Raw genomic sequence first — 21,068 nt, 5'->3', positions numbered from 1 at the left:
GGTGATGGGTGATGGAAGGGGGGAGTCGTGAGCACCGAGAAATTGGCGTTGACCACGAATTCGGGGGCACGGAAACCGGCGTCGGCAGGCGGAGCCTCCACTGCGCTGGCGGCTGACCTGACCCGCGCGCTGGGGCCGCGCAAGGTGCTGTCGAACCTCTCCGAGCGGCTGAACTACCGCTACGACGCCATTCAGTTCGGGGCGACGCCGCTGGCGGTCGTGCTGCCCGAAAGCACGGAGGACGTCGTGGCAGCCGTGCGGGCGGCGCGCGCGGCGGGCGTGCCCATCGTGGGGCGCGGCGCGGCGAGTGGCCTGTCGGGCGGCGCGGCCCCGCTGGAGCCGGGTCTGGTGATCTCATTCACGCGCATGACCCGCCTGAGCATTCACCCTGAGCGGCGCGAGGCGACGGCGCAGGCGGGGGTGGTCACGCTGGCCGTGACCGAGGCCGCGAAGCCCCACGGCCTGATCTACCCGCCGGACCCGGCGAGTTTCCGCACGAGCACTATCGGTGGGAACCTCGCGGAGAACGCGGGCGGCCCGATGTGCTTCAAGTACGGCGTGAGCGGCGATTACGTGCGCGCCCTGGAGTTCGTGGACGTGGACGGCGAGTTGCACCGCCTGACGCGCGACGTGTTCGATCTGGCGGGCCTGCTGATCGGGTCGGAGGGCACGCTGGGGCTGATCACCGAGGCGACGCTGCGCCTGATTCCCCCGCCGAAATTTACGCGGACGCTGATGGCGCATTTCCCGGAGGTCGGCGCGTGTGCCGAGGCGGTCAGTCGCGCCATCGCGGCGGGCGCGGTGCCCAGCAAACTGGAATTCATGGACCGCGCCTGCACGAACGCCGTCGAGGACTACCTGCACCTGGGGTTGCCGAGGGACGCGGAGGCGGTGCTGCTGGTGGACACCGACGGGGAGGACCTGGACACCGTGCAGGACGAACTGCGGCTGGTCGAGGAGGCCTGCGTCGCCTCGGGCGGCACGGTGCGCCGCGCCGCGACGGACGAGGAGGGCGCGCTGCTGTGGCGTGCGCGGCGCTCCGTATCCCCGGCGCTGGGCCGCATCCGCCCGCAGCGCATGAACGAGGACATCGTCGTGCCCAGATCGGCGCTGCCGGACGTGGTGCGCGAGATCCGCGCGCTGGGCGACGCCAGTCCCTTTCCGGTCGTGCAGTTCGGGCACATCGGGGACGGGAACCTGCACCCGAACATCCTGTTCGACCCCCGCCGGGAGGACGCGCACGCCGTGCATGACCTCGCGCACCGCATCGCGCTGGTCGCCATCCGCCACGGCGGGGTCCTCAGCGGCGAGCACGGGATCGGCAGCATGAAACGCGACTTCATGCGTGACGCCGTGGACCCCGAGACGCTCGCCGCCCTGCGAGGCGTGAAACGCGCCCTTGACTCGAGTGGCGCGCTGAACCCCGGCAAGATTCTTCCTGCGGAGGAGGTGATGGTTGATGGGTGACCGTGGATGGAGAACCTTCGCCTTTCTATCAACCATCGACTCTCTCCCATGTTCTGCGCCGGAGGCGCCCCATGCCCATCCTTGACCTGTCTCCCGACGACCAGACGATCACCCTGACCGGTGAGGTCACGCTGCCCGAGGTGTACGCGGCGCTGCCCGCCGGGTTGTTCCCGCCGTTCCCGCACGTGAACCTGCCGGGCGGCGTGGGCGGCCTGATCGGGCGCGGGGGTTTCGGGCAGACCTTCCCGTTCGCGTCGGACGTGCTGGGCGTCACCTTCCGCGCCGCGAGTGGCCGGGTGGTGCGCGCGGGGGGCCGCACGGTGAAGAACGTGCAGGGCTACGACCTGACCCGCCCGTTCGTGGGCAGTTTCGGCCTGCTGGGTGAGCTGCTGGAGGTCACGCTGCGCCTACGCCCCGGCCTGAGCGTCGGGCATGTGGTACACCCCGGTCCGCTGGTGCCCACCACGGCGCGCTTCACCTGGGCCGCGCCGGACGGCACGCACGTCATGCACTTTGGCCATGAGCGCGAGGTCCGCGCGGCGCTGGACCTGCCTGGCGCGCAGACCGTGACCGTCCCGCCGGATTACGCCCCGCTGTTCCCGGCCGGGATGGGTGTGGGCGAGGCGGGCGCGCTGCGGGACCTGCGCCTGGGCTGGCAGGACGGCGCGCCCACGCCGGAACCCCCCGGGCTGTTCCGGACGCTGGCCGCCAGCCTCTAGCACTGGTCAGGACCACACGTAGCCTGGCCACCCCAGAAATGAGGGGGCGGGCCGATATCCCCATGACGCTTTTCGCTATGCTATGGGGCGTGCTGAAACACATTCCCCTGATGACCGCGCTGCTGCTCGGCGCAGCTGGCGCGCAGACCGTGAACCTGCGCATCCTCGAGACGACCGACCTGCACACCAGCGCGCTCGGCTACGACTACTACCAGGACAAGCCCACCGGCGAGTTCGGCCTGGAGTACACCGCCACGCTGATCCAGAACGCCCGCAAGGAAGCCCGCAACAGCCTGCTGTTCGACAACGGCGACCTGATCCAGGGCAACCCCCTGGGTGACTTCGTGGCCCGCGTGAACCCCCTGGCCGAGGGGCAGCGTCACCCCATGCACGCCGCCATGGCCGTGCTGGGCTACGACGCTGGGAACCTCGGCAACCACGAGTTCAACTACGGCCTGCCCTTCCTGAACAAGGTGCTGTCCGCCGCCCCGATGCCCTACATCAGCGCGAACGTGTACGTCGATGACGGCGACGGCAACCCCGACAACGACAAGAACGCCTTCACGCCCTACATGATCGAGCGCAAGCTGGTGTTCGACACCGACGGCCGCCCCTACTACATCAACGTGGGCGTGATCGGCCTGCTGCCCCCGCAGATCATGCAGTGGGACAAGACGAACCTGGAAGGCAAGGTCACCACGCGTGACATGGTCGACACCGCCCGCAAGTTCATCCCCGAGATGAAAGCCAAGGGCGCGGACATCGTCGTGGCCATCGCGCACAGCGGCATCAACGCCGACTACGTGCCCGGCGCCGAGAACGCCGTGACCGAACTGACCAAGATTCCCGGCCTGGACGTCGTGCTGTCCGGCCACAGTCACCAGGAGTTCCCCGGGCCGGTGTACAAGAGCATCCCCGGCGCGGACATCACCAAGGGCACCATCAACGGCAAGGCCGTCGTCATGGCCGGCTTCTGGGGCAACGACCTGGGCATCATCGACCTGAAACTGAACTTCGACCGCAAGACCCAGAAGTGGACCATCCAGGACACCATGTCCGCCGTGCGCCCCATCTGGGACAAGACGGCCAAGAAGAACCTCGTCACGCCCGACCCCCGCATCGCCGCGGCCGTCAAGCAGGCGCATGAGGGCACTCTGGCGTACGTGCGCGGCAAGGTCGCCGACCTGACCACCCCCATCAACTCCTACTGGGCGCTGACGCAGGACGACCCCAGCGTGCAGCTGGTCAGCAACGCGCAGATCGCGTACGTGAAGGCCGCCCTGAGCAGCACGCAGTACAAGGACCTGCCCGTCCTGTCCGCCGCCGCGCCCTTCAAGGCCGGGGGCCGCGCGGGCGCGAGCTACTACACCGACATTCCCGCCGGGACGCTGGCCATCAAGAACGTCGCCGACCTGTACGTGTACCCGAACACCGTGCAGGCCGTGCTCGTGACCGGCGCGCAGGTGCAGGAGTGGCTGGAGCGCAGCGCCGGGCAGTTCAAACAGATCGACCCCAGCAAGGCCGAACCCCAGGCGCTGGTGGACGAGAGCTTCCCCACGTACAACTTCGACGTGATCGACGGCGTCACCTACGAGATTGACGTGACCCAGCCCAACCGCTACAACAGCAAGGGCGAAGTGGCAGACGCCAGCGCGCACCGCATCAAGAACCTGATGTACATGGGCAAACCCATCGACCCCAACCAGCAGTTCGTGGTCGCCACGAACAACTACCGCGCGTCCGGCGGTGGGGCGTTCCCCGGCCTGAACGGCAAGAACATCATCCTCCAGGCCCCCGACGAGACCCGTCAGGCCCTGATCGCGTACTTCAACGATCAGAAGACCGTGAACCCCACGGCGGACGGCAACTGGAAACTGACGCCCATCCCCGGCGCGACCCTGCTGTACACCAGCAGCCCCACCGCGCAGAAGTACATGCCCACGAACGCCACGCTGGTCAAGACCCGCGACGACGGCTTCGCCGAGTACTACATCAAGTACTGATTCCGGCCCACAGAGCAGCCCCCAGTTTCGGCTGGGGGCTGCTCTGTGGTCGGTGGGTCCGCAGCGCCGGGTGAAGTGCGGTCAGTGGGGCGGCCGGTCGGCGGTCCGGCCTGGGAAGGTCACGGTGAAGCAGGTGCCCGTACTGGACGTGCGCACCTGAATGTCCCCGCCGAAATGCCCGCTGATGATGTCGTGAATGATCGACAGGCCCAGCCCGGTGCCCTGCCCGACGGGTTTGGTGGTGAACATCGGTTCAAAGATGCGCGGCAGCACGTCATCGGGAATACCCGTGCCGGTGTCCTGCACCTGCATGACGGCGCTGCCGTCGTCCTGCGTGTCGAACCTGACGGTGACGGTGGCGCCCGGGGGGCAGGCGTGAATGGCGTTGATGACCAGGTTCGTGACGATCTGCGTCAGGCGGCCGGGTTCGCCGTGCAGGCGGACCGGCCCGCGCGGCTGTTCCAGCAGCAGGTCCACCTTGGCGGCGCGGGCCTCGTGGGCCAGCATGGACAGGGTGTTCTCGGCGTGCTTCACGGCGTCGAACGCCACGCGGTCCGTGATGGTGTCCCGCGTGTGCCCGCGGATCTTCCGGATGAAATCCCCGATCCGGGTGAGGTTGCGCTGGGCGGCGTCCACGGCGCGGCTCAGCTCGCCGGCAATCTCGTGGTGATCGGCGTCCGTGACCTGCGCGTGCCCGATCGAGTCGCGGTACTCCTGCACCAGCCGCGTCGCCTCGTGCAGTTCTGTCAGGGTGGCGGCCAGCGGCGTGTTGATCTCATGCGCGAGCCCGGCGGTCAGGCGGCCCAGCCCGGCCAGTTTCTCGCTGGCGACCAGCCGCGCCTGACTGGCTTCCAGAGCGGCGGCCGCGGCGCGCCGCTCACTGATGTCGCGTTCGATGCAGAGCATCATCTCCCGCCCGCGGATGGTCACCAGCGCCAGGTTGACCTCCACGGGGTACACGTGCCCGTCGCGATGTAGGTGTTCGGACTCGAACTGAAGGCGCCGGGCCTGCCGCACGCGGTCGCGGAAGGCGTCGTTGGCCGTGACGTCGTTCAGGAGTTCCGCGCCGTTGGGCATGGACTGGTACGTGCTCTGCCCAATCAGTTCGTCGCGGCGGTACCCGCGCATGGCGGCGGCCACCTCGTTGCAGTCCACGATGGTCATGGTGTCCGCGAAGTCCACCAGCAGGGTCGCCTCCGGGGACGCGGAGAAGAGCGTCTCGAAGGTCTGCTGCGTTTCCCGCCGCTCCTGATCGGCCCGCACGCGCTCGGTGACGTCCCGGGAGTTCATGACGATGCCCTGGATGGACGGGTCGTTCAGCTGATTCGTGGCGACCCATTCCATGTGGCGGTACTCGCCGGTGCTGCGAATGAAGCGGCTGGTCAGGCGCGCGCAGGCGCCCGGGCCGCCCAGAACCGCGCGGGCGAACTCGGCGCGGATGGCGTCATGTTCGTCGGGATGCATGTGATCCAGGGCGTTGAGGCCCAGGGCTTCGTCGCTGCTGTAGCCCAGCGCGGCCTGCACGGCCGGACTGGCGTACAGGATGGTCCCGCCGGGGCTCAGGACGGTGATCAGGTCCGAGCTGTGCTGGACCATCGCCCGGAAGCGGCGCTCCTTGGCCTCGGCGTCCCGGCGCGCCTGCACCTGCGTGGTCACGTCCCGCATCATGATGAACGCCGTGTCGCCCTCGTCGTTCAGCCGGTCGGCGGAGAGGATGACCTCCCGCACCTGTCGGCCGCGGTCCAGCCACTGCGCGGACCACTCCTGCACGGCTCCCGCCTGGAGCGCCGTCCAGAAGTCGTGCGCGGCGCCCGGATCGGCCCACAGGGTATCGGTGCCGGGGCTGCCCGGGCGAAGCGAGGTGCGCAGTCCAGCCACGGCGCGGAACGCGGCATTGGCCCGCTGGACCTTGCCGGTCGCGGCGGTCAGCACGGCCAGGCCCACCGGGCTGCTGTTGAACAGCCGGGCGAACTGATCGAGCGCGGTGCGCAGCGCCGTCTCATTCTCCCGTTCGGAGGTGATGTCGAGGATCATGCCGCCCAGGGCACTCAGCCGCCCGTCCTCGTACAGGGGTGTGATCAGGTCGCGGACCCACACCACCTGCTGCCGGGCGTTCAGCAGGCGGTACTCCAGCGTGAACGGCTCGCCACTGTGGATGCCGGCGCGCAGGGCGCCCTGCACCCACTCCTGATCGCCCGCGTGCAGCCTGGATTCCCAGAAGCCCGGCTCGCCCGTCCACTGCGCCGGGGTGAAGCCCAGCATGTCGGTCAGGCGGTCCGAGATGAACGTCGTGCGGTGCGTGGCAGGATCGGCGTGCCACACGGCGCCCGGCAGCAGCGTGGCGAGCCGGGCGAGGGCCGGGTCCTCCGCCGCGGTCACGAGGTCAGCCCGACCGGCAGGTCCACCACCCGGTTGCGGCCCTGTGATTTGGCGCGGTACAGCGCCTTGTCGGCCGAGGCGAGCATGTCGTACGGGCTGGGTGTCGCGTCCTGCCCGGGCGCGGTGGTGACGCCCATGCTGGCCGTCACGGTGATCGGGTCGGTGCCCCAGGGCACGCGGAGGTCCATCAGGGCCTGCCGCAGGCGGTCGGCGAGGCGGTAGGCACCGGCCGCGTCGGTGTGCGGCAGCAGGATGGCCAGCTCCTCGCCGCCGTACCGCGCGGCGACGTCCGTCAGGCGAATCTGGTCTTTCAGCAGGGCCCCCAGTTCCCGCAGCACGGCGTCCCCGGCCAGGTGGCCGTGGGTGTCATTCACGCGCTTGAAGTGGTCCACGTCGATCAGGACGACGCTGGTGGGGTGCCCGTGCCGGGTGCCCAGGTGCAGCACCTCATCCAGCCTCGCCAGCCACGCGCGGCGGTTCATGAGGCCCGTCAGTTCGTCCGTGGTGGCCAGCTCGAACAGCTGCACGTTCTGAATGGCGACCGCCGCCTGCGCCGCAAACACCTCCAGCAGGGTCAGGTCAAGTTCCTGGTCTTTCGGGGCGCTGTCCACGAGGACCACGCCAACGTTCCGGTCCCCGATGGTCAGGGGCAGCGCGATGTACGGCGTGCGGCATGCCTGACCACTGCTGGCGGCGTGCAGGACCGCGCCCTGTTCGTGGCCGCCCAGCTGATGCCACGCCTGGCCCTCGAACCGGCCGGTCGAGACCCGCAGGTCGAACGGCTGAGCCTGCGGGTGCGGGACGGCCACGAAGCCGTTGGTGTCCTGTGCCAGGGCGTCCTCGCTGACGGCCACGCAGGCGCCGGAGAAGCCCAGGATGCCCTGAAGTTGCAGCAGGATGCCGCGCAGCAGGCTGTCCAGCGATTGAAGGCGGTGCAGCTGCGGCGCCGCCTGAAGGATGTATTTCAGGCCGTCGCGGGAGGCGCTGATGGCCCGCACGTGCCGGTGGGCTTTCAGGGCGGCGTCCACCCACACGAGCAGCTTGTCGGGACCCTCGGACTTGTCGTGGTAGCCCTGGATGTCCAGGTCGCGCAGCAGAGTTCTGGGAGGCCGTTCGGAGGCGTACCCGGTCTGGAGGACCACCTGGGTGGTGTGCCCGCGGGCGCGCAGTTCGCGCACGACGTCCTCGCCGTTCATGCCGGGCATGAAGTAGTCCAGCAGGACCAGGTGCACGTCGTGCTGCTGCATCAGGTGCAGGGCCTGCTCGCCGCCCTCGGCGGCCAGGGTGGTGTGCCCGCAGTTCTGGAGGAGGCGGCACACGGTGGTTCTCAAATCGGCGTCGTCGTCCACCACGAGCACGGTGTGCCCGGTGGGCGCCGTCTGCTGGCTCAGGCGGGCCATGACCGGCCCCTGCGGGAGACTCTTTCGGGAAACATGGCCTACTGTACCGGGCGGTTTCTTCCGCGACTCTTGCAGCGCGTAGCCTTTACGGGCGCGGCGCCCGGCTGTTTCAGAGGGATGCGCGTATACCGTGTTCATGCGTCAGGGGCGGGTTTGGCCGGTCCGGTGGGCGTCGGCGGCGCGGCGCGGAACCGGCTGGTCTTCCCGTGACGCGCCGCCGACGTTCCATACTGTTTTCTGTCAGGGATGCTTTGGTACCGGTCTTCAGGAACGGGCCCAGGTGGCCCCGGTGCTGGTCAGCTCGTGAAGGCGCCCCACAGCAGGTACACGTTCAGGCCGATGATGATGCTGGCAAACAGCCAGCCCAGCGTGGTGACTAGGCGTGTGCTGGTCAGGACGCCCATCACGTCCCGGCGCGCGGTGAAGAGCAGCAGCGGCACCAGTGCGAACGGCACCCCGAAGGACAGGATCACCTGCGACAGCACGAGCACGTCCGTGGGATTCAGGCCCAGGATGATCACGATGAAGGCGGGCAGCATGGTGATCGTGCGGCGCAGCCACAGCGGGATACTGAAGTTCACGAAGCCCTGCATGATGACCTGCCCGGCCATGGTGCCCACCGCGCTGCTGCTCAGGCCGCTGGCGAGCAGCGCGATGGCGAACGCGGTCGCGGCGGCCGGGCCGAGCAGCGGCGTCAGGGTGCGGTAGGCGGTTTCCAGGTCCCCGGCGTCCTCGACGCCCTTGCCGTAGAAGGTGGCGGCGGCGACGGCCAGCATGCTCATGTTGATCAGGCCCGCCAGGCCCATCGACACGATCACGTCGATGCGGTTCAGGCGGCTCAGGCGCACCTTCTCGTCGTCGTTGCGGGTGGGCACGCGGCCCTGCGTGAGTGCCGAGTGCAGGTAGATCACGTGTGGCATGACGGTCGCCCCGATGATGCCCACCGCGAGGTACACGCTGTCCACGCCCTGGAAACTGGGAATGAACCCGCGGCCCAGCTCGGCCAGCGCGGGGCGGGCCAGCACGAACTGCGTCAGGTACGCCACGCCGATGATGGCCACGAAGCCGCCGATCACGAGTTCCAGCGGGCGGAACCCGCGGCGCTGGATGGTCAGGAGCCAGAAGGTCAGGACGGCCGTGATACTCGCGCCCCAGATGAGCGGCAGGCCGGTGAGCAGCTGAATGGCCACGGCGGCGCCCAGGAATTCCGCGAGGTCGGTGGCCATGGCGACCACCTCGGCCTGAAGCCAGTACAGCCACACGACCGGGCGCGGCCAGCGTTCGCGGATGGTTTCGGGCAGGTTCTTCCCGGTGGCGATCCCCAGTTTCGCGCTGAGGTTCTGGATGAGCATGGCCATGAGGTTCGCCGCGAGGATCACCCACAGCAGCGCGTACCCGAACTGCGCGCCGCCCTGGATGTTCGTGGCGAAGTTGCCCGGGTCCATGTATGCGATGGACGCGATCACGGCGGGGCCCAGGAAGGGCAGGATGCGGGCCAGGCCGCGTTTCTGGGACTGCCGGGCCAGGACGGCCTCGGCGCGGGCGGTCATGCGGTCGTCCAGGCTGCGGCCGGTGGTGGGCGGCGCGGCCTCGGTGGTGGGGGGTAAACCGGACATGCCCTCATATTAGGCATGCCTAAAAAATATTGTCCAGTCTCCCACCCCCCACCCTCCCCCTAGCCAAATCAGCGACCCCGGCCCGGACGGCGCGTACCCTCGGGGCATGACCGCCACCGCGCCCACCCCCGCCGACCAGTTGAACGCCGCCCCGCTGCGCGTCCTGATCTGCGACGAGATGAACCCCGGCGACCTGAACCACGCCGGATTCCAGATCGACTACCAGGGCAACATGGACCGCGCCGAGACCCTGCGCCGCCTGCCCGAGTACGACGCGCTGATCACCCGCAGCCGCACCAAGGTCGACCGCGAACTGATCGACGCCGCCGGCCCCCGCCTCAAGGTCATCGGACGCGGCGGCGTCGGCGTGGACAACATCGACCTCGACTACGCCAGCCTGCGCGGCCTGCTCGTCCTGAACGCCCCGGAAAGCAACAACGTCTCCGCCGCGGAACTGGCCGTCATGCACCTCATGGCCGCCGCGCGCGGCCTGACCCGCAGTGACAGCAAGACCCGCGCCGGACAGTGGGACCGCAAGTACCTGGGCCTGGAACTCAAGGACAAGACCCTGGGCATCGTGGGCCTGGGCCGCATCGGCAGTATCGTCGCCGACCGCGCGCAGGGCCTGCGCATGACCGTCGTCGCCTTCGATCCCTACGTGCCGGACAGCAAGTTCGAGCGCCTGGGCGTCACGCGCGCCGCGACCCTGGACGACCTGCTCGCGCAGGTGGACGCCATCACCGTCCACACGCCCCTGACCGACGAGACGCGCGGCATGATCGGCGCCGAGCAGCTCGCCCGCCTGAAGAAGGGCGCCATCGCCGTGAACGCCGCGCGCGGCGGCATCATCGACGAGCAGGCCCTGGTGGACGCCCTGCACAGCGGCCACCTGTTCGCCGCCGGGGTGGACGTGTTCGTGGATGAACCCCCCGCCCCGGACCACATCTTCCTGGGCGCCCCGAACCTGGGCATCACCGCGCACCTGGGCGCGAACACCTTCGAGGCGCAGGAACGCGTCGGTGCGGAGATCGTCTCCCGCGTCCTGGACGCCCTGCACGGCGACGTCAGCAAGGGCGCCGTGAACGCCCCCGCCCTGGACGCCAAGACCCTCGAAGCGCTGGGCGGCTACCTGAAACTCGGGGAGAAGCTGGGCCGCATCCTCGCGCAGCTGCTGCCCGGCGCGCACGACGTCGAGGTGACCTTCCGCGGCGAGTTCCCCGCCGACCCCGCCCCGGTCGTCACGAGTGTCCTCGTGGGCTACCTGAGCGGCCGCACCGACGAGACGCCCAACATGATCAACGCCCGCGCGCTGGCCAGGGAACGCGGCGTGAACATCGCCATCCGCGAGGAACAGGACAGCCCCGACTACCAGACGGAAGTGATCGTGAAGGTCACGGCCGGCGGGCGCGGCGAGAAGGAACGCACCCGCACCGTGGGCGGCACCGTCTTCGGCCGCAACCCCCGCCTGACCCGCCTGCGCGACTACCGCGTGGAACTGGAACCCGAGGGTGTCATCCTGATCGCCAGCAACCAGGACAAACCCGGCGCCGTGGCGCAGCTGAGCACCCTGCTGGGCAGCTGGGGCGTGAACATCGCCGGGATGGCCCTGGGCCGCGCTGAGAAGGGCGGACAGGCGCTGTTCACCCTGACCCTCGACGACACCCTGACCGCCGAGCAGCTTGAACAGGTGCGGGCGCTGGACGTCATTGACAGCGCCTACCTCGTCCGGGCGTAAGCGCCTGACCCGGCGCGGCCCGCTGGTTGCTACGCCAGCGGGCCGCGCCCCTACACCTGCCGGTGGAGCCGGTCGGCGGCCACCAGCAGCACGTCCCACACGCCACTGAACGGCGGGGCGTACGCGAGGTCCGCGTCGAAGAGGTCCTGCGCGGTCGCCCGCTCTCCCAGCAGGGCCGCCACGACATCCACCCGCTTCACGCTGAGGTGGTTCTCGCCGACCAGCTGCGCGCCCAGCAGCCGCCCCGTGCCCTTCTCGGCGGTCAGGCGGACGTGAATGGGGCGGCTCGTGCGGTGGTACCCGGCGTGATCGGTGCTGCTGACGTCCACACTCACTGCGTTCAGGCCCAGCGCGTCGGCGTCGGTCTGCGTCAGGCCGGTGCGGGCCACGCCCAGATCGAAGGTCTTGAAGATTCCGGTGCCCACCACGCCGGGAAAGCGCGCCTCGCCGCCCGCCATGTTCACCCCGGCAATGCGGCCCATGCGGTTGGCGGTCAGGCCCAGCGGGATGTGCACCCGCCGGCGCGTGACGCGGTGCACACTCTCGGTGTTGTCCCCGGCGCTGAACACGCCGGGCACGCTGGTCTCCTGCCGGGCGTTCACCGCGACCGCGCCGGTGCGGCCCAGCCGGGCGCCCGCCGCCTTGGCCAGCGCCACGTTCGGTTTCACGCCCACCGCCACGACCACCAGATCGGCGCGGACCAGGCCGCGGTCGGTCTGCACGCCACTCACGCGCTCCTTCCCGGTCAGGCCCTGCACGGTCACGCCGCAGCGGACGTCCACGCCGTGGCGTTCCAGTTCGGCGCGCACGCGGCGCTGGTAGCCCAGATCCAGCGTGCGGCCCGCCACCTCCGGACCCTTTTCCAGCATGACGACGCTCAGGCCGCGCGCGCTCATGGCCTCGGCCAGTTCCAGCCCGATGTACCCGCCGCCCACGATGCAGGCCCGTTTCGCGCCCCGCACGCTGGCGTCCAGCGCCTCACCGTCGGGAATGTCGCGCAGGACATGCACGCCCCCCAGCGGCGTGACCGCCCAGTCGGGCCGGACGGGGGAGACCCCGGTCGCCAGGAGGAGCCGGTCGTACGGTTCCGTGCAGGACTGCCCGGTGGCGCGGTCGGTCACGGTGATCGTCGCGGCCGCCGCGTCCACGCCGGTCACGTCGTGTCGCAGGCGCACGCCGATGCCGCGCGCGCGCATCTGCTCGGGCGTGCGCGCGATCAACCGGTCGAAATCCTCGACCTCACCGCCGATCACGTACGGCAGCCCGCACGCGCCGTAACTGATCTGTTCTCCCCGCTCGAACACCACGATCTGGGCGTCCGGATTGAAACGACGGGCCCGGCTCGCGGCACTCATGCCGGCCGCCACGCCCCCCACGATCACGATTCGCATGCCGCAGCCTAGAGCGGGCGCCCGGCCGCGTGACTTCCGCGCACCTTCATGCACCGGGGTACCCAGGCCCGGGGGCGGCCGGCGCCCCCCGCACGTCAGCGGCCGAAGTCCTGCACCCAGTACGTGGAGAACACCGTCTCGGGGGTGCCGTTGCCCATTGCAGCGCCAAAGTCCCGCCAGTCGGGATTCATCAGGATGCGGCAGTGACCGGGACTGTCCAGCAGGCTCTGCAGGGCGTCCTCGGGCGTGGTGGAGTCGTACGCGGCGTTCTCCCCGACGGTCCCGCTCGGGTACCCGGCCGCGCGGGCCCGGTCGGGCGGGGTGCTGCCCGTCTCGGGATTCACGTGCCCGCGGAAGTTCAGGCGGATCAGGTCATTCAGGTGCGTCTGCGCGGACGCGGCCAGCTGCTCGTTCCAGCGCAGCGGCGGGGCGCTGCGGAACAGGTCATCCCCGCAGCGCTGACCCTGACGGCGGGCCTCGTTGGTCAGGTCCAGGAAGTGCAGCATCCACGCGCGGGGATCGTCCGCCTCGATCTGGGCGGGCTTCACGCTGACCAGCGCGGCGCGGCCGTCCTGCACGGCCACTCCGTAGCGGGTGAAGCCCACGCGCAGCGCGCACTGGTTGGCCAGGGCCTGCACGACGGCGGGCGCCCGGCCGAGTTTCGGCAGGACGAACTGGTTGGCCTTCTGGGCCCGCACCCGGGCGCTGAGCAGTTCGGTCTTCAGGGAGAAGCCCCGCGCCACGCGGGCGGCCACGGCGTCCAGGACGGGATCGCGGTACGCGGTCTGCCCGCAGGATCTGAAGTCGGCCTGCACCAGCAGGTCAAAGAGATCGGCGCGGTCCACCAGGGCGTCTACGGCGACCGGCTGCCCGCCGGGCAGGGTGAGGGGGGCGGGCGTGCCGTACGGAACGCTGGGGGTCTGCGCGGCACTGGCGCCGCTCAGCCCGAGGCTCAGGGTCAGCAGGGTCAGATGCAAGGCGGAACGCATGCCCTCATCTCATCATGAAACCCCTACATTTTTCTCACAGTCAGCTGGGCTCAAGGGGTGCAGGAGCGGCAGGGTTGAACAGGGGCGCCACGGGCGGCCGGGCAGGCAGCCTAAGATGCTGGGCATGACCGATGCCGCCCGCCCGGACTTCACGCCCCTGAACCGCGAACGCCTGATCGCGCCCGGCCCGGTCGAGGTCGCGCCGAACGTGCTGGCCGAACTGGCGCAGCCGCAGATGCACCACCGCGCGCAGGCCGGGATCGCCAAACTGATGGAAGCCCGCGAGAAACTCACCCGGCTGCTGGGCGACCCCTACGACGCGGTCATCACCACCAGCAGCGGCACCGGCGCGTTCGAGGGCGCGCTGGTCAGCACCACGCCCGGCGGCGCGAAAGTCGTCAACGCGCAGGCCGGGAAGTTCAGCGAACGCTGGGGCGAGATGGCCCGCCGCTTCGGGTACGACGCCAGTCTCGTGTCAAAACCCTGGGGTGAGGTCCTCGACCCGCAGGAGGTCGCGGACGCCGCGCGAGGCGCGCACACCCTGCTCATCACGCACAGCGAGACCAGCACCGGCGCCCTGCACGACCTGGAAGCCATCGCGCGGGCCGCGAAGGCGCAGAACCCGGACCTGATCATCATCGCGGACGGCATCACGTCCTACGGCGTGGCGGAGCTGCGCCCCGCCGCGTGGGGTGTGGACGTCATCGTGTCCGGCAGTCAGAAGGGCACCGCCACGCCCCCCGGCCTGGGTTTCGTGCTGTTCAGCCCCGAGGTGCAGGCCCGCATGATTCAGAACCCGGAGCGCGGCTTCTACCTGGACATGACCCGCGAACTGGCCGGGCAGAAGGCCGGGAACACCCCGCAGACTCCGGCCATCAACCTGATCTACGCGCTGAGCACCGCGCTGGACCGGCTGCTCAGCGTGCCGCTGGAGGTGCTGTGGGCCGAGCAGCGCCGCAAGACCGACGCCCTGATCGCCGCCGGGACTGCCCTGGGCGCCCCCGCCTGGGCGCCGCGCACCAGCCCGGCCGTGGCGGTGCTCACGCCGCCCTCGGGCGTCACGGGACGGCAGGTGGCGGCGCAGCTGGCCGCCATGGGCCAGCGCGCCCTGCCCGGTCAGGCCCCGCACGAGGACACGGTGTTCCGCGTGAGCACCATGGGCTACGCGGACCGCTACGACGCGCTGGCCATCGCCGGGATTCTGGAGGACGCCTTCAGCGCCCTGGGCGTGCGCTTTGAACGCGGCGTGGCCGTGCAGGCCGCCTGGAACGCCCTGCGCTGAGCAGCGCAGTGAGCGCCTGAGCAGACCCCACGTGCCGGTTGCTGTGTAGAGCGACTGGCACGTGGGGTCTGTACTGCCCTGGGGGCGTGTGGGTTCCCGAACCGCTTCCCTGAGAAGGACCATCTGGTCGAGTCCAGGGACTAGGCCGATCCATCTATGCATGAAATGGTGCGAGGTGTCATACTTTCTTGGCTATGAGACTGTTGCAAGATTGGAAGTATGACTCCTCCTGACCCGCCCCCCCCGGAAACTGCCAGCCCGGAACTGACCCAGGCGGCCGAGCAGTTCGGCAAGACTATGAAACGCCTGCACCGACTGATCAGCAGCCGAGTGATGCGCGGCATGCAGGACGAACTGCTCGAGCGCGACCTGAGCTTCTCGCAGATCACCGCCCTGCACCAGCTGCGCGCCCGCGCGCCTATCACGGTCACGCAGCTCAGCGAACTGACCCGCCTGAGCGTTCCCGCCGCCAGCCACCTCGTGGAACGCCTCGTGAAACGCGGCCTGGCGCAGCGTACCGAGAACCCCGACAACCGCCGCGAGAAACTCGTGGACATCACCGATGACGGCCGGGCCATCGTGGGCCGCATGGACAGCGAATTCGTCGGCGCGTACATCACCACCTTCCAGAACCTGCAACTGAGCACCATCCAGGCTGCCACCCACCACCTCCAGCACGTGCTGGACGAACTGGAACCCCTCTACTCCTGCCAGGAGCACCCATGAGCGCACACACCGCCGAACCCGAAGGGCGTATCGACTACGCCAAGACCCTCGACCTGCCCACCAAACGCCTGATCCTGCTGGGCGTGCTGCTGGGCCTGTTCCTCAGCGCGCTGGACCAGACCATCGTGTCCACCGCCATGCCGCGCATCACGCAGGAACTCAACGGCCTGAGCCTGTACTCCTGGGTCACCACCGCCTACCTGCTCACCAACACCGCCCTGGTGCCCATCTACGGGAAGCTCTCGGACCTGTACGGCCGCAAACCCATCCTGATGATCGGCATCGTGATCTTCCTGCTCGGCAGCGCCCTGTGCGGCCTCGCGGGTGAACCCTTCCTGGGGAACCTCTTCGGCGGCGGCATGATGCAGCTCGTCGTGTTCCGCGGCCTTCAGGGCGTCGGCGCCGCCGCGCTCGGCTCAGTGGCCTTCGCGATCATCGCCGACCTGTTCGAACCCGTGGACCGCCCCCGCTACCAGGGCCTGTTCGGCGCCGTGTTCGGCCTGAGCAGCGTCATCGGCCCGCTGCTGGGCGGCTTCCTGACCGACCAGGTGTCCTGGCGCTGGGTGTTCTACGTGAACCTGCCCATCGGCGTGATCGCCCTGGCGTTCATTGCCAGCAAGATGCCCCGACTCGCCAGCGGCCTGAAAGCGAAGGTGGACTGGCTGGGTGCCATGTTGATCATGGTGTTCGCCGTGCCGCTGCTGCTGGCCCTCACCTGGGGCGCCGACGGGAACTACGCCTGGACCAGCCCCGAGATCATGGGCCTGTTCGGCCTGAGCGCCGTGAGCCTGATCGCGTTCCTGTTCGTCGAGAGCCGCCACGAGAGCCCCATCCTGCCCCTAACGCTGTTCAAGAACCCCACCTTCGCCTGGGGCGCCCTGGCGCGCTTCATGATCGGCGCCGGCTTCCTGGGCGCGATCCTGTTCCTCAGCCTGTACCTCGTGCAGGTGCAGGGCGTCAGCGCCACCAAGGCCGGCACGGCCACCATTCCCCTCACGGTCGGCCTGATCATCGGCGCGATCGGCAGCGGCCAGATCGCCAGCCGCATGGGCCGCTACAAACCTCTGATGCTGGTCGGCCTGATCACCGCCGGACTGGGCTTCTTCACCCTGAGCACCCTGAACGCCGACAGCAGCTACGGCAGCGTCGTGATCCGCATGGTCCTGCTGGGCCTGGGCCTGGGCCCCGCCCTGCCGCTGTACACCACCGCCCTGCAACTGTCCGTGAAACCCTGGGAAATCGGCGTGGCCACCAGCGCCGGGCAGTTCTTCCAGCAGATGGGCAGCACCATCGGCACCGCCATCTTCGGCGCGATCCTGACCGCCGGGGTGAGCAGCAACCTCGCCACGCAGTTCGCCGCGCAGGCCGCCAGCAACCAGGGCACCGTCGCCACGCAACTGCAGAAGATCAGCGACGACATCAAGAGCGGCAACGCCCCCAAGGGGGACCGCAACGCCACCCCCGAGAAGCCCGAGGACGTCAAGGCGCGCTTCGCCACGCTGCGCGAGAACCTCACCAGGGCCATTCAGACCGGCGACCAGCAGGCCCTGGCGGCCGTGAAGAACGACAAGTTCATCAAGGCCCTGCCCGAGGCCGCCCGCACGCAGCTGACCGGCATCCCCGAGGGCGGCGTGCCCGCCCAGGTGAAGGCCAGCTTCGCGCAGACCTACGCGACCATCGAGCAGGCCGTGAACAGTGGCGACGCCGCGCAGGTGCAGGCCCTGGCGGGCAACACCCAGCTGCCGCAGGCGCTGCGTGACAACCTCGCGAAGATCCCCGCGCCTGCCCTGGCCAGCCCGCAGGCCCGCACGCAGATCCTGAGCGGCATCAAGCAGGGCCTCGACCAGGGTGAAGCCCAGGCTGAGCAGCAGGCCACCCAGCAGGCCCTGAGCGGCGCCCTCAGCGGCGTGAACGACGGCGAGAAGATCACGCTCGCCAGCGCCCGCGCGTCCAAGGTCGCGTTCGCGGACACCATCAGCTCGATCTACCGCTACTCGATCCTGGTCGCCGCGCTCGCCTTCCTGGCGACCCTGATGATGCCGAACCTGGAAATTCCCCGCCGCGCCAAGGGTGAACGCGCCCAGCCCGCCCACGTGGAAATCTGAAGCGGTCCGGGGAGGCGGCACCGCCCTCCCCAGGCACAACCCCCAGGCACAACGCAGCGCCCCAGCCAGTCAGGCGGGGGCGCTGCGCTGTAGACGGTCAGCGTCCGGGCGGACGCGCAGATGTCTCAGTGGGCGCCTGCTCGGCGCGCCGCCGCCACGTCACGGCCAGCGTCACCCCCAGCAGGAGCAGGGCCACCGCCCCGCCCAGCACAGGCGGTGTGGGCCACTCCAGGGCGCCCCCCAGCGCGAACAGCGCGGCAATGGCCGCCACCGTCCCCAGCATCAACACTCCAGACCGCGACATGACTCCTCCCATTGCCGGACGCCCGTGGGCCTCCGGCTGGACCGCCCAGTGTAGGGGGCGGGCCCGCCGTACGGGTAAGCGCGTCGTGAATCGGCCCTCACGGCGGGCGGCCCGCGCTGGTGGCGCTACCCTGGGCGGCATGACCCGCCCTCTGTACTACGACAGCACCCTGTTCACGTTCACCGGCACCGTCACGCACGCGCAGGGCCAGGAGGTCGCGCTGGACGCCACCGCCCTGTACCCCGATGCGGGCGGTCAGGCGGCCGACACGGGCACGCTGCGCTGGGACGGCGGTGAGGCGCGCGTGACTGGCAGCCGCCGCGACAAGACCAGCGGCCTGATCTGGCACACGCTGGACGGCGCCGCGCCCCCCGTGGGCGACACCGTGCGCGGCGAGGTGGACGCCGACCGCCGCTGGCGGCACATGCAGCGCCACAGCGCCGAGCACCTGCTGGCCCAGGCGTTCGTGCAGGTGAACCCGGTGTTCGAGGTGGTGGCCGTGAACATGAACGCGCCCGAATGCACCATCGACCTGAACGGCGACCCGGCCGAGTCGCACGTGCGCGCGGCCGAGCAGCTCCTGCGCGAAATGCTCGGCCGAGGCGACCTGACCCTGGACACCCCCGTCGTCCCCGAACAGGACCTGCCCCGGCACCCCCTGCGGCGCCAATCGAAGGTGCGCGGCGACACTCGACTGGTCATCTACCGCCAGGCGGACGGCACGCCCTTTGACGTGAGCGCCTGCGGCGGCACGCACGTCCCGCGCGCCAGCATGGCCGCCCCGGTCGTGATCCTGCGTACCGAGCGCATCAAGGGCGGCGTGACTCGCGTGACCTTCATGGCCGGCGAGGAAGCCGGTACCTACCTGAGCGGCGTATACGCGGACGCCCGCCGCCTCGCGCAGGGCTTCAGCGTGCCGGTCGAGCGCCTGCCCGAACGGGTCGAGGCCCTGACTGCCGAGCGCGCCGCGCTGGCCGCGCAGCTGGACGCCCTGCACGCCACCCTGGCCCGCACGCAGCGGGACTCGACCCCCGCCGAAACGCACGGCACGGTCCGTCTGCGCGTCGTGACCCTGACCGACCCGGCCGGACTCCAGGCGGCCCTGACTGACCTTCAGCCCGGTGAGGTGGTCACGGCCGTCACGGAGACCGGCCGCGTGGGCATTGGCAGCGCGCACCCGGACGTGAACGCCGGCACCCTGCTGCGCGCCGCGCTGACCGAGAGTGGCGGCAAGGGCGGCGGACGCCCCGAACTCGCGCAGGGCAGCACCCCAGACGTGCCCGCCTTCACCCGGGCTGTCCGCGCCAGCCTCATGCCGGCCTGACCGCACCCGCTCGTTCACACCCGCGCCGGAACTTGATAGGCTCAGGGGTCATGAGTATCCACCTGAACGCACAACCCGGCCAGATCGCCGAAACCGTCCTGCTGCCCGGCGACCCCCTGCGCGCCAAGCACATCGCCGAGACCTTCCTGACCGACCCCGTGCTGCACAACACCGTGCGCGGCATGCACGGCTACACCGGCACGTACAAAGGCCAGAAGGTCAGCGTGCAGGGCACCGGCATGGGCATCGCCAGCTCCATGATCTACGTCAGTGAACTCATCACCGAGTACGGCTGCAAGAACCTCATCCGCGTCGGCACCGCCGGCAGCTACCAGGCGGACGTGCACGTCCGCGACATCGTCCTCGCTCAGGCCGCCTGCACCGACAGCAACATCAACAACATCCGCTTCGGCGCGAAGAACTACGCCCCGATTGCCGACTTCGACCTGCTGATGCGCGCCTACCAGATCGCGCGTGAACGCGGCCACGCCACGCACGTCGGCAACATCATGAGCAGCGACACCTTCTACCACGACGATTTCGACCAGTACAAAATCTGGGCGGACTACGGCGTGCTCGCCGTCGAGATGGAAGCCGCTGGGCTGTACACCCTGGCCGCCAAGCACGGCGTGAAGGCCCTGACCGTCCTGACCATCAGCGACCACCTCGTCACCCGCGAGGAAACCACCGCCGAGGAACGCCAGCTGACCTTCAACGCCATGATCGAGATTGCCCTCGACGCCGCGCTCAGCCAGTAACCCCCACACCCAGTGCCCGGGCCGCCTTGCGCGGCCCGGACACTGTCATTCTCATACCCCCGTCTGGGCTGGAAACTGCCGGCCTCCGACCGCCGCGCCCCTCCGTCTCAGGTGAGCCCATGATCCGCCTGCAATCCGCACGTTCAGTGGCCGTGTTGGGCCCCTGGACCCACCCGCTGCGGCTGTGTCCGGCTTAATAGTCGCCGTCGGCAGGAAACAGGGTGGTGTTCAGCAGGGTGTAGCCCAGCACGGTGGCCGCGTCGCCCCGGCTGCCCAGTGTCCCCATGACCGCGCGGCCCAGCGCCTCGTAGCGGTTCACCAGGGTTTTCCATTCGGCCGCGCTGTACAGCGTGTAGGTCTCGTCCGGCGCGGGCTTGTATGCCCTCAGCGTCGCCACGTAAGCTGCGTGTTCCCTGCGCGCCTGCGCGATCAGCGTCACGTACCCCTGTCCAGTCTGCGCGCCCAGGCTGGTGCTGGCCAGCGCCGCGAGGCTCGCCAGTTGCTCTTCCAGGTACGGAAAGGCGCGGGGAATGGCGTGCGAGTACAGCGTGCCACCCCCCGCGCGGATGCCCGCGAACTGACCTTCCAGAGCCCGCATCTGCTGCACCTGTCGGCGCAGGCCGTCCATGCGTGCGCTGAGGTTCGGCTGGCCGGTCAGGGTGCGGCGCAGCGCCGAGGCGCGGCAGTCGGCCCAGTTTGCAGCGGCGTTGTCCTCGTCCGCTTCCGACCATACCGTGATCGTCAGGGTGGCGTAGCTGCCGCTGTCCACGGCGTTGGCCAGGGCGCAGTTCGGGGGTGTCTGCGCCGATGCAAGCGGCAGGTTGGCAAGCAGCGCGGTCAGGGTCAGGGCAGGGAAGAGGCGCATGCGCG

16 protein-coding genes are annotated in these 21,068 nt (G+C 69.7%); 9 read left to right on the top strand and 7 right to left on the bottom strand.

The window, feature by feature from the left end; all coding sequences use genetic code 11:
- Window positions 1-27 precede the first annotated feature (27 nt).
- The 3 genes from IEY63_RS03255 to cpdB all read left to right on the top strand — a co-directional run bounded on the left by IEY63_RS03255 (window position 28) and on the right by cpdB (window position 4,189).
- Window positions 28-1,467 carry an FAD-binding oxidoreductase gene (locus tag IEY63_RS03255; RefSeq protein ID WP_189067503.1) on the top strand — a complete coding sequence of 480 codons (1,440 nt, stop codon included), beginning with the start codon at window positions 28-30 and terminating at the stop codon, window positions 1,465-1,467.
- Window positions 1,464-2,186 (top strand): FAD-binding oxidoreductase, encoded by a 723-nt coding sequence (locus IEY63_RS03250; protein WP_308425087.1) that lies wholly within the window; start codon window positions 1,464-1,466, stop codon window positions 2,184-2,186. Before IEY63_RS03255 ends, IEY63_RS03250 begins: the two co-directional genes overlap by 4 nt.
- A gap of 77 nt (window positions 2,187-2,263) precedes the next feature.
- Window positions 2,264-4,189 (top strand): 2',3'-cyclic-nucleotide 2'-phosphodiesterase, encoded by a 1,926-nt coding sequence (gene cpdB / locus IEY63_RS03245; protein WP_189068042.1) that lies wholly within the window; start codon window positions 2,264-2,266, stop codon window positions 4,187-4,189.
- 81 nt (window positions 4,190-4,270) lie between these two features.
- On the opposite strand, the gene IEY63_RS03240 is transcribed toward cpdB, so the two are convergent.
- The 3 genes from IEY63_RS03240 to IEY63_RS03230 all read right to left on the bottom strand — a co-directional run bounded on the left by IEY63_RS03240 (window position 4,271) and on the right by IEY63_RS03230 (window position 9,518).
- Window positions 4,271-6,568, bottom strand: coding sequence for a PAS domain-containing sensor histidine kinase (locus IEY63_RS03240; RefSeq protein WP_189067501.1), 2,298 nt, complete (start codon window positions 6,566-6,568; stop codon window positions 4,271-4,273).
- Window positions 6,565-7,968 (bottom strand): GGDEF domain-containing response regulator, encoded by a 1,404-nt coding sequence (locus IEY63_RS03235; RefSeq protein WP_189067500.1) that lies wholly within the window; start codon window positions 7,966-7,968, stop codon window positions 6,565-6,567. Before IEY63_RS03235 ends, IEY63_RS03240 begins: the two co-directional genes overlap by 4 nt.
- A 296-nt stretch (window positions 7,969-8,264) precedes the next feature.
- Window positions 8,265-9,518, bottom strand: coding sequence for an Nramp family divalent metal transporter (locus IEY63_RS03230; protein ID WP_189068041.1), 1,254 nt, complete (start codon window positions 9,516-9,518; stop codon window positions 8,265-8,267).
- A 172-nt stretch (window positions 9,519-9,690) separates the two neighbouring features.
- On the opposite strand from IEY63_RS03230, the gene serA reads away from it, so the two are divergent.
- Window positions 9,691-11,319, top strand: a complete 1,629-nt coding sequence (gene serA / locus IEY63_RS03225) for a phosphoglycerate dehydrogenase (RefSeq protein WP_189067499.1) — start codon at window positions 9,691-9,693, stop codon at window positions 11,317-11,319.
- A 50-nt stretch (window positions 11,320-11,369) separates the two neighbouring features.
- Here the strand turns inward: serA and IEY63_RS03220 are convergent, their stop codons facing one another.
- A complete protein-coding gene (locus tag IEY63_RS03220) occupies window positions 11,370-12,710 on the bottom strand; it encodes an FAD-dependent oxidoreductase (RefSeq protein ID WP_189067498.1) in 1,341 nt (446 codons plus the stop codon).
- A gap of 95 nt (window positions 12,711-12,805) precedes the next feature.
- Complete coding sequence (locus IEY63_RS03215; protein WP_189067497.1) at window positions 12,806-13,699, bottom strand: CAP domain-containing protein; 894 nt, start codon at window positions 13,697-13,699, stop codon at window positions 12,806-12,808.
- A gap of 124 nt (window positions 13,700-13,823) precedes the next feature.
- On the opposite strand from IEY63_RS03215, the gene IEY63_RS03210 reads away from it, so the two are divergent.
- The 3 genes from IEY63_RS03210 to IEY63_RS03200 all read left to right on the top strand — a co-directional run bounded on the left by IEY63_RS03210 (window position 13,824) and on the right by IEY63_RS03200 (window position 17,812).
- The gene (locus tag IEY63_RS03210; RefSeq protein WP_189067496.1) at window positions 13,824-14,981 is read left to right on the top strand and encodes an aminotransferase class V-fold PLP-dependent enzyme; all 1,158 of its coding nucleotides are present in this window, start codon (window positions 13,824-13,826) and stop codon (window positions 14,979-14,981) included.
- Between the two features lie 219 nt (window positions 14,982-15,200).
- Complete coding sequence (locus IEY63_RS03205) at window positions 15,201-15,707, top strand: MarR family winged helix-turn-helix transcriptional regulator (RefSeq protein WP_189067495.1); 507 nt, start codon at window positions 15,201-15,203, stop codon at window positions 15,705-15,707.
- On the top strand, window positions 15,704-17,812 hold the full coding sequence (locus IEY63_RS03200; RefSeq protein WP_189067494.1) for an MDR family MFS transporter: 2,109 nt from the start codon (window positions 15,704-15,706) through the stop codon (window positions 17,810-17,812). Before IEY63_RS03205 ends, IEY63_RS03200 begins: the two co-directional genes overlap by 4 nt.
- 97 nt (window positions 17,813-17,909) lie before the next feature.
- On the opposite strand, the gene IEY63_RS03195 is transcribed toward IEY63_RS03200, so the two are convergent.
- Complete coding sequence (locus tag IEY63_RS03195; protein ID WP_189067493.1) at window positions 17,910-18,116, bottom strand: hypothetical protein; 207 nt, start codon at window positions 18,114-18,116, stop codon at window positions 17,910-17,912.
- Window positions 18,117-18,255: 139 nt separating this feature from the next.
- On the opposite strand from IEY63_RS03195, the gene IEY63_RS03190 reads away from it, so the two are divergent.
- Both IEY63_RS03190 and deoD read left to right on the top strand, forming a co-directional pair.
- Window positions 18,256-19,440, top strand: a complete 1,185-nt coding sequence (locus tag IEY63_RS03190) for an alanyl-tRNA editing protein (RefSeq protein WP_189067492.1) — start codon at window positions 18,256-18,258, stop codon at window positions 19,438-19,440.
- 50 nt (window positions 19,441-19,490) lie between these two features.
- Entirely contained in the window at window positions 19,491-20,198 is a 708-nt protein-coding gene (gene deoD / locus IEY63_RS03185; RefSeq protein WP_189067491.1) for a purine-nucleoside phosphorylase, read from the top strand.
- Window positions 20,199-20,391: 193 nt separating this feature from the next.
- Here the strand turns inward: deoD and IEY63_RS03180 are convergent, their stop codons facing one another.
- Complete coding sequence (locus IEY63_RS03180) at window positions 20,392-21,063, bottom strand: hypothetical protein (RefSeq protein ID WP_189067490.1); 672 nt, start codon at window positions 21,061-21,063, stop codon at window positions 20,392-20,394.
- Window positions 21,064-21,068 lie beyond the last annotated feature (5 nt).

This window comes from Deinococcus radiotolerans (assembly GCF_014647435.1).
In the GTDB taxonomy this organism is placed as follows: domain Bacteria; phylum Deinococcota; class Deinococci; order Deinococcales; family Deinococcaceae; genus Deinococcus; species Deinococcus radiotolerans.
Note: the sequence above shows the minus strand (reverse complement) of the source record. Positions and strands in the feature narration are given on the sequence as shown.

Coding starts and splice junctions, on each gene's coding strand:
- IEY63_RS03180 (WP_189067490.1), bottom strand. CDS start 21,063: ATGCGCCTCTTCCCTGCCCTGACCCTGACCGCGCTGCTTGCCAACCTG.
- IEY63_RS03190 (WP_189067492.1), top strand. CDS start 18,256: ATGACCCGCCCTCTGTACTACGACAGCACCCTGTTCACGTTCACCGGC.
- IEY63_RS03230 (WP_189068041.1), bottom strand. CDS start 9,518: ATGACCGCCCGCGCCGAGGCCGTCCTGGCCCGGCAGTCCCAGAAACGC.
- IEY63_RS03215 (WP_189067497.1), bottom strand. CDS start 13,699: ATGCGTTCCGCCTTGCATCTGACCCTGCTGACCCTGAGCCTCGGGCTG.
- serA (WP_189067499.1), top strand. CDS start 9,691: ATGACCGCCACCGCGCCCACCCCCGCCGACCAGTTGAACGCCGCCCCG.
- cpdB (WP_189068042.1), top strand. CDS start 2,264: ATGCTATGGGGCGTGCTGAAACACATTCCCCTGATGACCGCGCTGCTG.
- IEY63_RS03205 (WP_189067495.1), top strand. CDS start 15,201: ATGACTCCTCCTGACCCGCCCCCCCCGGAAACTGCCAGCCCGGAACTG.
- IEY63_RS03210 (WP_189067496.1), top strand. CDS start 13,824: ATGACCGATGCCGCCCGCCCGGACTTCACGCCCCTGAACCGCGAACGC.
- IEY63_RS03235 (WP_189067500.1), bottom strand. CDS start 7,968: ATGGCCCGCCTGAGCCAGCAGACGGCGCCCACCGGGCACACCGTGCTC.
- IEY63_RS03195 (WP_189067493.1), bottom strand. CDS start 18,116: ATGTCGCGGTCTGGAGTGTTGATGCTGGGGACGGTGGCGGCCATTGCC.
- IEY63_RS03200 (WP_189067494.1), top strand. CDS start 15,704: ATGAGCGCACACACCGCCGAACCCGAAGGGCGTATCGACTACGCCAAG.
- deoD (WP_189067491.1), top strand. CDS start 19,491: ATGAGTATCCACCTGAACGCACAACCCGGCCAGATCGCCGAAACCGTC.
- IEY63_RS03220 (WP_189067498.1), bottom strand. CDS start 12,710: ATGCGAATCGTGATCGTGGGGGGCGTGGCGGCCGGCATGAGTGCCGCG.